Annotated in this window: 10 protein-coding genes and 1 pseudogene; 1 reads left to right on the forward strand and 10 read right to left on the reverse strand. The window is 54.8% G+C overall.

Annotated elements, in window-relative coordinates; all coding sequences use genetic code 11:
- The first annotated feature begins 47 nt into the window (after positions 1 to 47).
- Positions 48 to 1,094 carry an ATP-grasp domain-containing protein gene (locus ACTU46_RS12065; protein ID WP_443382015.1) on the forward strand — a complete coding sequence of 349 codons (1,047 nt, stop codon included), beginning with the start codon at positions 48 to 50 and terminating at the stop codon, positions 1,092 to 1,094.
- 99 nt (positions 1,095 to 1,193) lie between these two features.
- Here ACTU46_RS12065 and ACTU46_RS12070 read toward each other — a convergent pair.
- The 10 genes and pseudogenes from ACTU46_RS12070 to ACTU46_RS12115 all read right to left on the reverse strand — a co-directional run.
- Positions 1,194 to 1,588 (reverse strand): annotated as a pseudogene (locus tag ACTU46_RS12070) (IS982 family transposase); the annotation flags it as partial.
- 224 nt (positions 1,589 to 1,812) lie between these two features.
- Positions 1,813 to 2,976 carry a DegT/DnrJ/EryC1/StrS family aminotransferase gene (locus tag ACTU46_RS12075; protein WP_443382016.1) on the reverse strand — a complete coding sequence of 388 codons (1,164 nt, stop codon included), beginning with the start codon at positions 2,974 to 2,976 and terminating at the stop codon, positions 1,813 to 1,815.
- A gap of 320 nt (positions 2,977 to 3,296) precedes the next feature.
- Positions 3,297 to 4,487 carry a glycosyltransferase family 4 protein gene (locus ACTU46_RS12080; RefSeq protein WP_443382018.1) on the reverse strand — a complete coding sequence of 397 codons (1,191 nt, stop codon included), beginning with the start codon at positions 4,485 to 4,487 and terminating at the stop codon, positions 3,297 to 3,299.
- A complete protein-coding gene (locus tag ACTU46_RS12085) occupies positions 4,484 to 5,728 on the reverse strand; it encodes a lipopolysaccharide biosynthesis protein (protein ID WP_443382019.1) in 1,245 nt (414 codons plus the stop codon). Before ACTU46_RS12085 ends, ACTU46_RS12080 begins: the two co-directional genes overlap by 4 nt.
- A 513-nt stretch (positions 5,729 to 6,241) precedes the next feature.
- Positions 6,242 to 7,375, reverse strand: coding sequence for a sugar transferase (locus tag ACTU46_RS12090; RefSeq protein WP_443382021.1), 1,134 nt, complete (start codon positions 7,373 to 7,375; stop codon positions 6,242 to 6,244).
- Positions 7,372 to 8,382, reverse strand: a complete 1,011-nt coding sequence (locus ACTU46_RS12095; RefSeq protein WP_443382023.1) for an ATP-grasp domain-containing protein — start codon at positions 8,380 to 8,382, stop codon at positions 7,372 to 7,374. Before ACTU46_RS12095 ends, ACTU46_RS12090 begins: the two co-directional genes overlap by 4 nt.
- A 238-nt stretch (positions 8,383 to 8,620) precedes the next feature.
- A complete protein-coding gene (locus ACTU46_RS12100; protein ID WP_443382025.1) occupies positions 8,621 to 10,441 on the reverse strand; it encodes a polysaccharide biosynthesis protein in 1,821 nt (606 codons plus the stop codon).
- Complete coding sequence (locus ACTU46_RS12105; protein ID WP_443382027.1) at positions 10,432 to 10,977, reverse strand: hypothetical protein; 546 nt, start codon at positions 10,975 to 10,977, stop codon at positions 10,432 to 10,434. The genes ACTU46_RS12100 and ACTU46_RS12105 overlap by 10 nt, the downstream gene beginning before the upstream one ends.
- 44 nt (positions 10,978 to 11,021) lie before the next feature.
- Entirely contained in the window at positions 11,022 to 11,639 is a 618-nt protein-coding gene (locus ACTU46_RS12110; RefSeq protein WP_443382028.1) for an arsenate reductase/protein-tyrosine-phosphatase family protein, read from the reverse strand.
- A gap of 1 nt (position 11,640) precedes the next feature.
- Positions 11,641 to 13,179, reverse strand: a complete 1,539-nt coding sequence (locus tag ACTU46_RS12115; RefSeq protein ID WP_443382029.1) for a polysaccharide biosynthesis tyrosine autokinase — start codon at positions 13,177 to 13,179, stop codon at positions 11,641 to 11,643.
- Between the last annotated feature and the right edge of the window lie 558 nt (positions 13,180 to 13,737).

The raw sequence follows: 13,737 nt of genomic DNA on the forward strand, positions 1-13,737 counted from the left end.
AAAAAACACCCCTCCGTACGGGCTGGTGCGAACCTAAGGAGTCTCAGATGGGTAACGAGAAAAGCTTGAAGATTGTGATCGCGTCAGCTGGTCGGCGTGCTCACTACATCGAGTGGTTCCGGGAGGCGCTAAAAAAACAAGGCATCCGCGGCGAAGTGATTGCTATGGAGTATCGCACGACCAGTCCAAGCCTCAGCCTCGCGGATCGGGGCGTCGCAAACCCTGCCTACAACAGTCCCGACTACCCGCAGGCAGTCCGGAGCTGGGTCGCGGCTGAACGGCCGGATCTCTTTCTCTCGCTCAACGACTATGAACTCCACATCATGTCGGCCGGATTGGCCGACGAGCTCCGTGAACTCGGCTGTGCCGTCACTGTCCTCGGTAGCGCTGCTCAGTCAATCGTACTGGACAAATATCGCATGTCGACGACACTCCAGGAACAAGGCATCCCGACCCCCGCTACTTACCTGGGTACCGACGCAGCCTCGATCGTGGCGTCAGCCGCGGAGAACACCGAATTCGTAGTGAAGCATCGGTTCGGAAGCGGCTCAAGCGGGTTGTTGTTCACCACTGCCGCAGAGCTCGACAACGCGGTCGCAAAGTCGGCAGTAACCGCTCTTGGCGAAGATGGATACCCCTCGCACAACTCTCTCACCTCCGTCGTAGTGCAGGAACGATTGCCCGGGACGGAGTACGGGGTGGACGGCGTGTTCTCAGTGGACGGGAATTCTCGGCTACTCGGGGTGCTCGCCCGACGTAAAGATTTGATGCGCAGCGGGGACACAGATATTGCCACGACGGTACCTGCCACGCCGTTCCGCGAAGCAATACTCGGGATTGGGAATCTGTTCTGCCCTACTGGCGCCATCGATGTTGACTTCCGGGAAACTGCCGAGGGAGAGCCGCTGGTAATCGATATTAATCCTCGCCTGGGCGGCGGATATCCGTTCTGTCACCGCGCGGGGGCGGACCTCCCGTCCGCTCTCATCCGATCGGCAGCAGGCCTGGATGAAATTCCATCGCTGTTGGATTATGAGCACGGTGTTACGACCGCTCGACGGGAGGAATTTACCGTTCTCAGTCATTTGTCATGATGCGCAGAGCTATCCTGCGAGGAGCTGACTCAATACCTCCAAGGTGGACTGGTCGTCTGCCCATCAGTCTGGTTGAAAGACGCTGGGAAATGGGGCCCGACCCCGGAAGAACCGGGAGTGGGAGGCACAGTAACCATTTTCCGCGTAGCCGGCTAACTCGGAGCGTGTCACGGTTTCCCGTGAGTGACCGCATACGATCGGGGTGGAATCTACAACCCAGACATCATCATGGAGCAGACCGGTCGAGGTCGACAGATGGCCCATGACGTGCTGCATGAGGGTTGTGAGATGGCGTTGGCGTTTGTTGTAGCCGGATTGCTGCAGAATGTAGGGGAAAATACTGGCATGATCGCCAGGCAGATCAACTCCGTGTCGGCGATCCGGGGCCGGATCCCCACGACGGGCCGGTAGAGGGCCAGGTAGGGGTGGGTGTTGATTAAGCCATCGGCGGTGACATAGACTGCTATTGCGAGAGTGTTTAGATTGTTGTCCACAACATCAATCCTGAACACTCTCGCTTTGTTTTATCGGTAGCGACTCCCCTTGGACTCAATCATGGGTTAAGGGAAAAGGGAGTGCGGACATTTAGTGGGCCCCTGCTTAGTAGCCCGACTTTCCTGCCTCGACGGGAAGCAAGGGCTTACCTCTCATGTCAGCTCGATACTCTCGGGAGTTCAAACTCAAGCCCTGACGATGCTCGACCAAGGAACCACAACAGCTACGGACTCACTTTAAGCACCGGACTGACACCAACTTTTAGCACGCTTCTCAGCGCATCGACCACTCGCTCGATATCGGAGTCGGACAAGCCCGCGCCGCTGGGAAGGGTCACTGCCCGACTAAAAAGTTTCTCCGACTGACCTGTGTAGAACCCACGGGCTCCGGAATAGACCGGTTGCAGATGCATCGGCTTCCAGATGTAGCGGGCCTCAATATTTTCGGCACTCAGCGCCTGGATCACTGCTGACGGTGTGACTGGGCTGTCATCATCGATGACGATGGTGCTCAACCAGGAGTTCTCCTCGTGCACACCAGTGCCTGCCACATCTCCGAGTAATCGAAATCCAAGATCCTCAGCGACGTGGGCGTACATCTGGCGGATCTCTGCACGACGGCCAATCAGCTCATCGAGTCTGCTGAGCTGAGCACGTCCAAGTGCCGCGAGGATATTCGACATGCGATAGTTGTAACCGATTTCGGTATGTTCATACCAGGGCGCTGGCTGGCGAGCCTGAGTCGATAGGTAACGAGCTCCGTCAATCAACTCAGAATCATTGCTGACCAACATTCCTCCCCCAGAGGTGGTCATAATCTTGTTGCCGTTGAAGGAAAAAACGGCGGCCCGACCGAAGGAGCCGGCAGCCTGGCCGTTGAGGGTAGCACCGAGGGACTCTGCGGCATCAGCCACCAGCTCTACACCGCGTTCCGCCAGTCCCGTCTCTAATTCGTGATAGTTGACGCACCGTCCCATCAGATCCACGGTCATGGCCACGGGAACACTATGCCCTTCTCCCTGGAGCGTGTCGACGGTTTCCAACAGTAGCTCCGGATCGACATTGCCATCCGGTAGACAGTCGACGAAAATGGGAGTGGCGCCGGTATAGGCGATGGCGTTGGTGGTGGCAGCGAAAGTCATCGTGGGGACCGGGATAAAATCACCAGGTCCCACCGATAGACGCAGCAGTGCCAGATGTAGAGCTGCGGTACCCGAGGTCAGGGCGAGGGCATGGTCAACACCCACACGCTCGGCAATCTCGCGTTCAAAGGCGTCGATGTCAGGGCCGAGCGGTGCCACCCACCCCGAACGAAGAGCCCGCAGAACAGCGTTCTCCTCAGTTTCAGTGATAGTCGCTTGAGAAAGCAGGATCCTCGGTGCGGTCATGGGACTTCTCCTTTTTAGGAATTGAGTACGTTATCTTGATCAGATCGTTGTGTATACCGAAACTTGGGGTTGAGATAGCTATCTCCGGGAAACCGCAGTGATGGCAACTCCCCAGTCGAGGAACTCAGCTCCTGTTGAGCCGAACACAACAGCGGCGATCATCAGGGTTGTGGCTTGCGGAGCCCCATGCAGTAGTACTAACCAGCCCCACGGGTCTCGAGGATGGACTTAGCAGTGTAAAACCACAGGCAGGGGCGAGAATTTCCTCAATGTTGTGTATGAATAGAACATCTCCGAAACCGTAATGAGCAGCACCTGAATTACGAGGCGTGATTAACGACTAGATCCGCAAGTCGCTCATAAGTCACCGCCCGATCAAAGTGTTCTTCTGCCAGCCGCCTGGATCCGTGTCCCATCTCCTGTCGGATCTTCTGATTGTCCGCCAATTGAATCAGAGCAGAGGCGACCGCTGTTGGCTCTGGGGCACAGTTAATACCTGCATTAAACTCGACCAGCATATTGCGGTATTCTTCGCACTCCTGCGTGCTCACCACCGGCAATCCGGCCGCTGCGTAGTCGCAAACCTTGTTCACAATGCTCTGAGCTGCACCCGGGACGATCGGGTTCAACGCAATATCACAGGACCGCAACCTCGCAACCATCTCCGGGTAGCTGAGCAACCCATGGAAGAGGACCTCGTCCCGCAGATCTTGAGTGCTTTCTCGCCACTTCTCCGCGAGCGGCCCCGCTCCCATCAGATGCAATCTGACTTCATAATGCTGGCGCTTCAATATCCGAATGGCCTCGAAGACAACGGGAAGGTCGTAACTATGACTCAGCGTTCCGATATAAGCCAGCTGTATAGCCTTGTCCGATGCATCCCATGACTTTGCTTCATGTCTGTCAAAGGATTTGAGATTTGTGCCGAGGTAAGTAGTAGAGACATCCCCGCTTCGTGATGACCGCACTCTCTCGGAGTACGTGTCAGACACCGTAACTACCGCATCCGCCGCACGATAAATACGATCTGCGTGACTTCGAAGCGGAGTGAGTGCATATCTGGCTAACCGCTTCGGTTTAAGCACTAATTCAAATGCTTCGGGCCACAGGTCCTGCACATCGAGAACAAAACGCACACCGTGCTGTTTCGCATAAGCGGCAACCACGGCGGCCACATCATTCGAGGGCATAGCACAGTAGATGACATCAGGAACTTCACGCTGATTGAGGTATTCCACAAGATTCCGAGACATCGCGCGGTGGCTCAGGATCCGTCCCACAGAGACGTTCGCAGAATAGTCCGGTTCGGGAATGTAGGTTGTCCGGAAAGGCTCAGCCAATTCCACGGAAGGATCTCGTTGAGTTTTGCTCTCATGTACAAACGAAGATGTGGCCAGCTCGATAGTCGCCCCCCGTTTGCTCAAAATACGGGCAAGTTCCCGGAAGCGATCATTGGAAGCATGTGTAGGCCCAGAGAAGTGCGCAATAATCAAGATGTCGATTGGTTTCACGATTTTCCTCTTTCTTTACTCACTCCGAGAAGGAGAATTGACGCAACGATGGCACACGCTACGTATCCGATGATTGACCCATAAGCGGCGCCAAGCATTCCGAAGTTTGGTATTAATATAACATAAGCAATGACTGAGATTAGGGCTCCAGAGATTTCCATTATCGAAACTCTCACCTCAGCAGCAAAGGCAATAAGAATACCTTGCTGCACGCGCGTAATCCCATAAATGACCGCGGCTACAGAGAGTGGGAAAATGACCGCAATTGCCGGCCGATAGGACTCCGGCAGAACGATCACGATCATCAAGTAGGCCGCCACCCCAAGTAGCGCAGACAGCACCATGAGCAACAGCAACGATCGAGCGATCAGGCTGCCGATGAACCGCCAAGGCATTCCCGGCGACCTCGCCCACCGGCGAAGCGAGGCATCCACCCACTGTTCAACGGGCCAGGTCGCCATCTCCAGGACCGTGGCCACGGTGATATATAGTCCCAGCTCGGCAGAAGTGCTTAAGGCCGGTAGCAACAGACGGTCGGAACGGAGCATCGCCATATTGCTAAATGCTGAAGGCAGCAGAATCCAGCCACGTCGCCGAAGAGACTTCCGCTCGGGGGGTGTCGGCAGGCTCGACTCGGAACCACCCCGTAACGCAAGCCACAGAAGGACCACAGCTGGAATTCCAGAAAGCGCGTAGACACCCATCCAAAGGACAGGGTCAGACACTTCAAGGACAGTGAGCAACACTGCTCCTGCCACAATGGTCAGTTGAGATCCAAAAGCGTTTACCCCGAAGCGCTTCCAATCTCTACTGGCCACATATGCGACCCGAACGGACAGGACCAGGGAGTTTAGCGCGACATAGGCAGCCAGGACCAGAGCTCCCATCCACATCCAGCTGACGCTGAACGGTGATATCGCCGTCACAAAAAAGATAACCGGGATAACAACGAGGGTTCCCGGAATCACCATTCGGGTGAAGGTTCGGTATTCAGAGTTGAACCGCCCAACCCTGGAAGCCATGTATGGCCGTTCGAGTCCCATTACCGCAATGACGGAGAAGAAGTAGGACATCTGGAGCGCATAAGCCAGATCTCCACGGGGAGCAGGATCAAGAACCCGACTGGCAAGCAGATTCACCAACAACGCACCAACAGCTGCCAACACCTGCCCGCCAACGAGAACAATGGCGGCTATCCGCGCGTGCTGCGCGTCGCCGGTTGTCTCTTCCGACTCACTCATTACATCGGGCCCCGATCTTTCCAGCCGAAACAGATAACTGAGCCAGCCCCCTAAAGCCAGGGGACTTCGCCAGCAGTGGTCGACCTGGCGACCGGAGATGCCACACACGCATCCCCTGCCGCTGGACAGCGCAGGAGACTGGGAAGGCCCAGACGCTAGCATTAATTTCAGGAACAGTTGCCTTGTACATGAACCCTCCTCGCCTTCTTATCAGTTACTCCATAATTCGCATTGTGACCGAATTAAATGAACTTCCACACGCGCTTATTTTTCGATTTCGTAGATTAATTGGCACTGAATAAATCAGTCTCAGAAATATGTATCTGGATAAAACTAAATTGATTCCCTTCAGGGTGATTAGTTATTCTTCCAGGCAATATCTCGTTATTATTCCTGGCTTCTATATCTCCGTAGAAAATACTCCTGGTTACCTTCACCGCGGGTACGGTGTTATATCTTGTACTTCGTATGGGAGGTTCCGCACAGAGGGTGTCCCTGAGGAGAAGCTCTGATCTACCATTTTGTTTCCATTCGGACCCCATCCTCAAGGGAACCATCTGTTATGACAGTGAAACCGTGACTCTGAAACAGAGTGATCGACTTCTCGCGCTCACCCGGTAATTCAACTGCCGCACTGTCCACATCGCCCTGCATCTTCACGTACTCCAGCAGCAGGCTCAAGGCCACACTTTCTGTCTGGTGTTCGTTCCGCTCTGGATCTACCACGATGTAGATATCCGGGCAGAAACTACCTGCCATTGACCGATAGCCCGCAATCGCGGCCGGTTGCCGAGTTTGCAGGTCATAAAGAACCAGATCCTTCCGGTAGGGGTCCAACCTTGCCGACTTCAGCCAAGCGTGGATACCCTCGGGATTATCGTGCTCATCAAGGGCCATGATCTCCGGTAAGGGCTGCACATCGAACCACCGCACGAAGGCTTCCGCATCACGGGGTTCGATTCTTCGCAAGGCGTAGCTTCCATCCGCGGGATAACTGCGGAATTCATCGAAATCCTCCTCATGATCGAAAGAGTCCGGGAAAGCATCCTTACTCCCCGACAGACTGGCGAACGTGCGCCAGAGGATTTTCACATCGTCAAACAGTGATCCTGTTCGTGCATAAGCGGTATCCAGCCCTAAGCGCATATCCCAATCAAGGTTATTCCGTCCGCTAACTTGCGCTGCACCGGTGATACCGGGTCGTACCGAATGCCTGAGACGTTCACTTTGTGTATAAGAAGGAACATACTCAACCTTCAGAGGTCGAGGCCCCACAAGCGACATCTCCCCACGGAGAACATTCAGTAGCTGGGGCAGCTCATCCATACTGGATCGACGGAGCAACCGACCGAATGCGGTCAACCGCTCGACTTCGGAGAGTTGATTGCCCTGGAGATCCGTCTCCGGGAGCATTGAGCGGAACTTCAGAAGCTCAAAGGTTTCTTCGCCGAGGCCCACACGCTGCTGACGGAAGAATATCGGCTTCCCCATGTTGATACGGACTAGGAGGGCAGCTAGAACAGTTGCCGGAATGGTGAGCGGGGCAGACGCGACGATCAAAGCGGTGTCGAACACTCTTTTGAGGGCCATGTGTTTGCGTCTGGTGACCAAGTCCTGCCCGGATGGATACTGCGGTGTTGTGCTCATGAGACCATCACTGCTTCCACCAGTTTTCCCCCGATTACTCCGGGATCACATCTCAGCCACTCCTCGTGTACTGGCAGATCGGCAATCCACGCTACATAGACATTCGGAATACGCGCTCCAGCCAGGTGCGAGAATGGATACCCACCTCCGAACCTCGGGTTGATGTCGATGACGTAGGCATGACCGTCAGCGTCGACAATGACATCAACATCGCAGGTTCCAGGATGCGGGACAGCTTCCGCGATGCTACGAGCTATATCTTCGAATTGGCTCGAGTTAACCGACTCCGCCCGGTCTGTCTCCCCCGATCGCATCGAGATCTTTCGCCGAGCAAGTACACCCGCAAATCGTCCATGAAGGTCACAAACCACATCTAGGCCATATTCATCGCCCACGATCTGTTCTTGAAAGATAACCAGGTTTTCGGGTTTCGTTTCCTGCTGATCAAGAGCTGGCAGACCCTGACGCGTCGTAACCTCATGGGTTGCTTCCTTTATCGCTGTCTTCAGTCCTGCGGTATCCGCGTATCTTAGCCCCCTCGAGGCACTGCCGAATCGGCCCTTGGTCACATAATTCACCCCAGAATCACTCAGCTGGGCGATTTCTCCCCCGAGCCATGTGGCAGGGTTGCGGATCCCGAGTCGGTCAAGCTCTACGCCCATCGCGTGCTTATCCTCGACCAGAATCTGAGTCTCAGAGGTAAGCCTTACTAGCGGACCCCACTCCTCGGTTCTCGGCAATAGTGCCCACTCCGAGAGCTCAAAGTCGTTGATTGAGATTGCCAGGTCAATTTCCCGTTCAGTCAATAATTGCCTCAACCAGTCTTGATAACGGGGGCTGTCCACACCTGGCGCAGTCACAAAATCTTCGGTGAAAGCACGGGCCGGTGAAAGTGGATCCAGGTCTGCAGCTATCACACGTCCATCCAGACCATTCGCCGTCAAAGCTTCTTGGAACCATCGCACCAGGTAGGGGCGCCGGCCCACGGAGGATAATAGGATGTTCATCGTTGTCCCTTCGGGAAACTTTCGATCAAAACAAAGAGGTTCTCGGATTTTTCAGTGTCCGGGACGGATCCCTCTTGAAGTGACATACCCATGGTCAAGTTCCATTCCTTGGTGGGAGCTGTGGTTGTCGAAGGATTGCTCAGTACAGTCCGCTGTCTCCATGTGGGGATTCGACGGTAGTAACTGAAGATCTCAATTTCAACGACATCGGGAAGCTGGCGGGAGATACATTTTCCGCTCACCTCGTGACCGCACTTTCTTGACTGTCCTTTTTGCCGAGAGAGGTTATGAACTCATTCTTGTTCAGGTCAAGTGGCGGCATGCCGTCAACTAGTGCGTGTGAGATCTTCGGATGGAAGGGCCGCTCTTGCCGCTCCCCCTCGCTCACGAGGACCTCGTGTAGTTTCTCGCCCTCCCGGAGCCCGGTGTAGACGATCTCAATATTTTTGCCCGAAAGCGCAATCATCCGCTGTGCTATTCCGAGGATGTTTACGGGTTCTCCCATATCGAGGATCAACACCTCACCCGCACGTCCGATACCGCCGGCTTGCAGCACCAGTTGGCACGCTTCCGGAATAGTCATGAAATAGCGGGTTACCTCGGGGTGTGTCACCGTCAGCGGCCTATCTTCTTCAATCAACCGCATGAACGTGGGCAGCATCGATCCTCTGCTTCCGATCACATTGCCGAAGCGAACGGAAAGATAACTCTTTCCAGTTCGGTGGCCAAACCAGGCAGTCAGCCTTTCTGCTAGCTGCTTCGAATACCCCAGTGCGCTGGTTGGGTTTGCCGCCTTATCAGTGGAAATGTTGATGAATGTCTCGACTTCAGCAACCTCGGCAGCCTGCAAAACGTTGAGGGTGCCCAGCACATTGGTCTTCCATGCTTCATCGGGGTACTGCTGGAGCATTGGCAGGTGCTTCAATGCCGCGGCATGGAACACAACCTCGGGACGACGGTTGAGGAAGATCCGCTGGAGTTCCTCGGAATCACGGATGTCTGCGAGTACAACCGCATCTGTGTCCAACAAACCGTTGCCTTCGACGTTGATCAGGACGCCTTGGAGTCCTGTCTCATCTCTGTCCAACATTATCAGCTCAGCGGGTGCGTACTTGGCGATCTCCACGCAAAGCTGAGCACCAATCGAGCCACCGGCACCGGTAACCAGGACTCGTTTGCCCATCAGGTAGTCTGCGATTTCAGCCACGTCAGTCTCCACTGGCTGCCGTCCGAGCAAATCCTCGATTGACAGATCTCGAAGGTCGTTAACTCTCACACCATGGGTGACTACCTCCCCAATTGGAGGCATCACCTTTACAGACAGTCCAAGCTTGCTCGCCTGATCTTGGACCCGGCTCAATAGCTGCGAATCCGCTGCGCTAATTGCGACGATCAGAACTTCCGCTTCAGTAAGCTTCGCGGCGCTCTCGATGGAATCAAGATTGCCGAGCACAGGAATTCCACGGATTCGACCCCGATTAAGCTTTGGGTCATCGTCAAGAACTCCAACCGGACGGTAGACAGACGAAGGATCCAACATCATCCACTGGATCAGATGCGTTCCAACAAAACCGCCGCCGAGAATGAGCGCCCGGGTGGAGCCGGGGTGGGGTCGGCTGGCACGTTCCGACATAACCCGTGCGATATAGCGAACCCCGAGCATCATCATGAGTGCCAGTGGCGTGGCAATCAGCATCTTTCCACGGGACACCTGCCATTCGGAGCCGAAGACCAGTGAAACGATGAACAGCACCGTTCCGACAGAGCCAATCACCAACGCCACTGTATAAACTTCTTCGAAAGTTCCCGACCAGAATCTCAACTTTCGTCGATACAGGTGGAATGCGGTGCCGAAGAAGAGTTGCAGAAGCGCCGCAGCCAGCGAAAACGTCAGGCACATCTCCGTACTAATCTGGTCGATCTCAAATTCATAGCGAAGGATTGCGGCCAGGTAAATGGCAGTCATCCAGGCCAACGCATCGACAAGGAACACAATCCCGCCGCTGAGCAGCCACTTCAGTTGTCGTTGATTTGTCCATGTTTCCGGTATCAGAGCCATGTCGATCCTCCATCGATTGAAGTTGCGAGTGTTTTGTTAGCAGTACTGATTGCCTCTAAGGAGGTGCCACCATCGAGGCAGTCAATTTGCCCCGCCAACTCTGACGCGCTTGGGATTCCCGAATCGAGGCCGCCAAGTTTGTGGTCAGTAGCCGACGTCATAACGTAGAAGTTGTTGAGATGATTGAAAGCAAGGGCATCGGCAGGATCCGTCGCCCCGGACCACGGGAGTCCGTGGCCAGTCGCTGCTTGAAATGAGCTGGCTTCGCACTTCAGTGCAGCATCCTGTCCGGTATCGGTTGAGGGCGCTTTATGACGCACCAACAAGGTGGCGAACCGATCACCTCCGGCTGAGGTTCGCGGCGACTCAGCGAGCACTTTGCTTCCAGCCTGATAGGTCCCTGCTGGGATGGCAGAGGATTCGGGATTGAGTGGAAACCCCTCATTCTCTCCCTTGTAGATCTGCGTATAGGCGGCGTAGGAAAGAACAAGTGAAACTGCGGACAGCATTGCGAGCAGACCTAGGAGCAGCCACATTGGTATTCTCCTCGGATGATTATTAGCCTCAGTTCGCGCGCGCATTAGGAAACACCTGCCAAAGCCCGGAGAAGAAGATCAGTCGTGGCATCTAGCGCGGGCAGGAGTTGCCACGTCGAAACGTTGTAGGTCTTCTTGCTGCGTTGATACGGGTCGATGACATCGTCATCAGTTGGACTGTTCAGGGGAGGTACGGAGCCGCGTGCATTCGTGACTCCTCGGGTTGCTGCCCGAAGTAGCTCCAGTGGTGTCGCGGTTTTTCCAGCCAGTTCGGATCTGAGATCGTTATCGGTGGTCCTTTCTGCAAGGCGGCCGAACTCACGCACAGTGAATACTTTTCGCAGCGCTCGAGGGTTTAGCTCCACAATGGCTCTACGGTGTTCCCGTGACATCGCAAGAATCAAGTCCGATGAGTCAAGCGACTCTGCAGTCATCGCTCGCGCCCGGTGAAGCTCTGGGTTCTCAATTCCGAACGAGCGGGCGTTCTCTTGGGCTAACTCTGGCATCTGCTGACCAACTAAAGCATGTGTGCCAACGGAGCTGATGCTGATTTCGGGAACATGCCGCAGCTGCTGAGACAGTAGCTGCTCGGCCAACGGAGATCGACAGAGATTGCCGGTACAAACAGTGAGGATCCTGAAACTACTCTGCAACTCAGACATGTCAGACATCCTCAGCCATCGCGGGCACCGCGGTCGTGGTTATCTCTGGTGTCCCGTCGTTGTCCTTCACGGACTTCATACGGTCGACCTTCACAGGCACCGCGGTTGTGGTGAGCGAGGACTTCCTGCGGCTGCTGGTCGTGGACTTTCTGCGGCTGCTGGTCTCTGATGCCGTCGTTGTGAAAAACCCCTGCTGGTCAGAGGAGTAGCTATAACGGTCCGCGCCCTTGCTCGGCACCATGGTCACAATCATCCCGAGCACGTCCGTCCCTGCCGTTTCAATTGCAAGAAGAGACTTCTCTAGGTCTTGACTTGTGGTGCGACCTGAAGCTGCGATGAGGAGAATTCCTGCCGCAAATTTGCCGACCACAACGGAGTCGGTGACCGCGAGAATCGGGGGCACATCGATAATCACATAATCAAACTGCGACTGGAGCGTCTTCAAGTTCTCCTTCATCTCATCGGAGCCGAGAAGCTCACTCGGATTGGGAGGGATGCGGCCGGCGGGGAGAATATGGAGGTCAGTGCGGCCCCACCGCTGGAGAACATCTTCCAACTTGGCTCGGCCGATGAGCACATCTGTCAGGCCTGTACCGGTTTCAATTCCAAGGTATTTGCCAATCTTGGGACGGCGGAGATCTCCCTCGATGAGCACCACCCGAGCACCATTCTGCGAGATCGTGAAAGCAAGATTCATTGCCGTTGTGGTCTTGCCTTCACCGGGACTTGGTGATGTCACCACAAAAACGCGGTTGGACGAATTGACATCGAGGAACTGCAGGTTGGTCCGCAGTGCCCGGTAAGCTTCCGCACGTGGGCTCTGCCATTCATTCTCGGAAATCAGACGACTCTTCGAAGAATCCGAATCATCAAAGATCTCCCCGAGAAGGGGTTTGTCGGTGACCTCCTGAACGTCACTGGCGCTGCGAACCCGGTTATCAAAGACACCTCGGAGCATCGCAATTCCATATCCCAGAGCTAATCCACCGAAAAGTCCAAGCACAAGATTATTGATCAGGTTCGGGGTCTCCGGCGCCGCCGGTACGAAGGCAGTCTGGGTGGTGGTGAGGTTCACCAGGTTCGCAGCGGAACCCTCTCGGAATTCGAGCTGCGTTCCAACAAATTCCTTGAAGCTCTCTCCCACCGCGTTTGCGATCTGTGCGGCCTGCTCGGGCGCAGGACTCGTGGCGGTGATGTTGATCAGCACCGAATCCAACGGAGAGGATGCCTCAACATATTTGGCGAGATCATTGCCCGTCATTTCGAGCTGGAGCTCCTCCGCCACTGGGTTAAGGACGCCGCTGGTTTCGATCACATCAACATAACTGGTGACAATTTGCTGGGCGAAACTAGCTCCCATAACAAGATCTCCAGTATCGCCGGTTCCCGGACCAACGGAAACGTATAGCTGAGTTTGAGATTGATACCTGGGCGTCATTAGCAGGGAGACCGAAGCCCCGACACCCATGCCAATGATCGCCATCGATAAAATGAGGACCCAGTGCCTGAGAGCGATTCTTAGATAGTCGCGTAGTTCCATTCGCGCTAACCTTTCATGAAAGACGAAATGTTAATTGGTCCCACCGTGAAACACTTATCCTTGACGGAGAAATATGGCCTTACCAGCACCAAATGTTTAACGCATTAGCTGCGCTGGCTCGGGTCACTCCCTCTTCTTCGACATTAAAACATAGGCAGAAGATAAATGACAGGTTTTAGTATTCACCCACTTTCGTCGGGGGCGAGGCTTAAATAGAACCTGCAAGTGACGGACTAGACCTCACCTATTCAGGTAGCCCTTTTCTCTAAAAACGTTTATCAATAGAGACATTATAAGAAAGGTACTACCTGAAAGAAGTCTGAACTTAAAATGCTGGCATTCTTTCTCAGCCTTGAAAGTCAAGCCACCATTAATTGGGGCACTAGTTTAATTATGTTTCGGATGGCGGTCCAGTTTCCCGGACACGCCGGCGGATAATGATCTCCTTCGCCAGGGATGTCAACGCCTCCACCACCCGGGTCACGATGCTCAAGGCGCACCAGGGAGTTCATGAGCCTCGGTGGTATCGGGAGAGTATCCGCTTAAGGGCCCAATAGG

It is taken from the genome of Corynebacterium sp. A21 (genome assembly GCF_052266655.1).
Taxonomy (GTDB): Bacteria; Actinomycetota; Actinomycetes; order Mycobacteriales; family Mycobacteriaceae; genus Corynebacterium.

Bases quoted from the DNA above. Each gene is read 5' to 3' on its own strand.
- ACTU46_RS12075 (WP_443382016.1), bottom strand. From the start codon at position 2,976: ATGACCGCACCGAGGATCCTGCTTTCTCAAGCGACTATCACTGAAACT.
- ACTU46_RS12065 (WP_443382015.1), top strand. From the start codon at position 48: ATGGGTAACGAGAAAAGCTTGAAGATTGTGATCGCGTCAGCTGGTCGG.
- ACTU46_RS12105 (WP_443382027.1), bottom strand. From the start codon at position 10,977: ATGTGGCTGCTCCTAGGTCTGCTCGCAATGCTGTCCGCAGTTTCACTT.
- ACTU46_RS12095 (WP_443382023.1), bottom strand. From the start codon at position 8,382: ATGAACATCCTATTATCCTCCGTGGGCCGGCGCCCCTACCTGGTGCGA.
- ACTU46_RS12090 (WP_443382021.1), bottom strand. From the start codon at position 7,375: ATGAGCACAACACCGCAGTATCCATCCGGGCAGGACTTGGTCACCAGA.
- ACTU46_RS12085 (WP_443382019.1), bottom strand. From the start codon at position 5,728: ATGAGTGAGTCGGAAGAGACAACCGGCGACGCGCAGCACGCGCGGATA.
- ACTU46_RS12100 (WP_443382025.1), bottom strand. From the start codon at position 10,441: ATGGCTCTGATACCGGAAACATGGACAAATCAACGACAACTGAAGTGG.
- ACTU46_RS12115 (WP_443382029.1), bottom strand. From the start codon at position 13,179: ATGGAACTACGCGACTATCTAAGAATCGCTCTCAGGCACTGGGTCCTC.
- ACTU46_RS12110 (WP_443382028.1), bottom strand. From the start codon at position 11,639: ATGTCTGAGTTGCAGAGTAGTTTCAGGATCCTCACTGTTTGTACCGGC.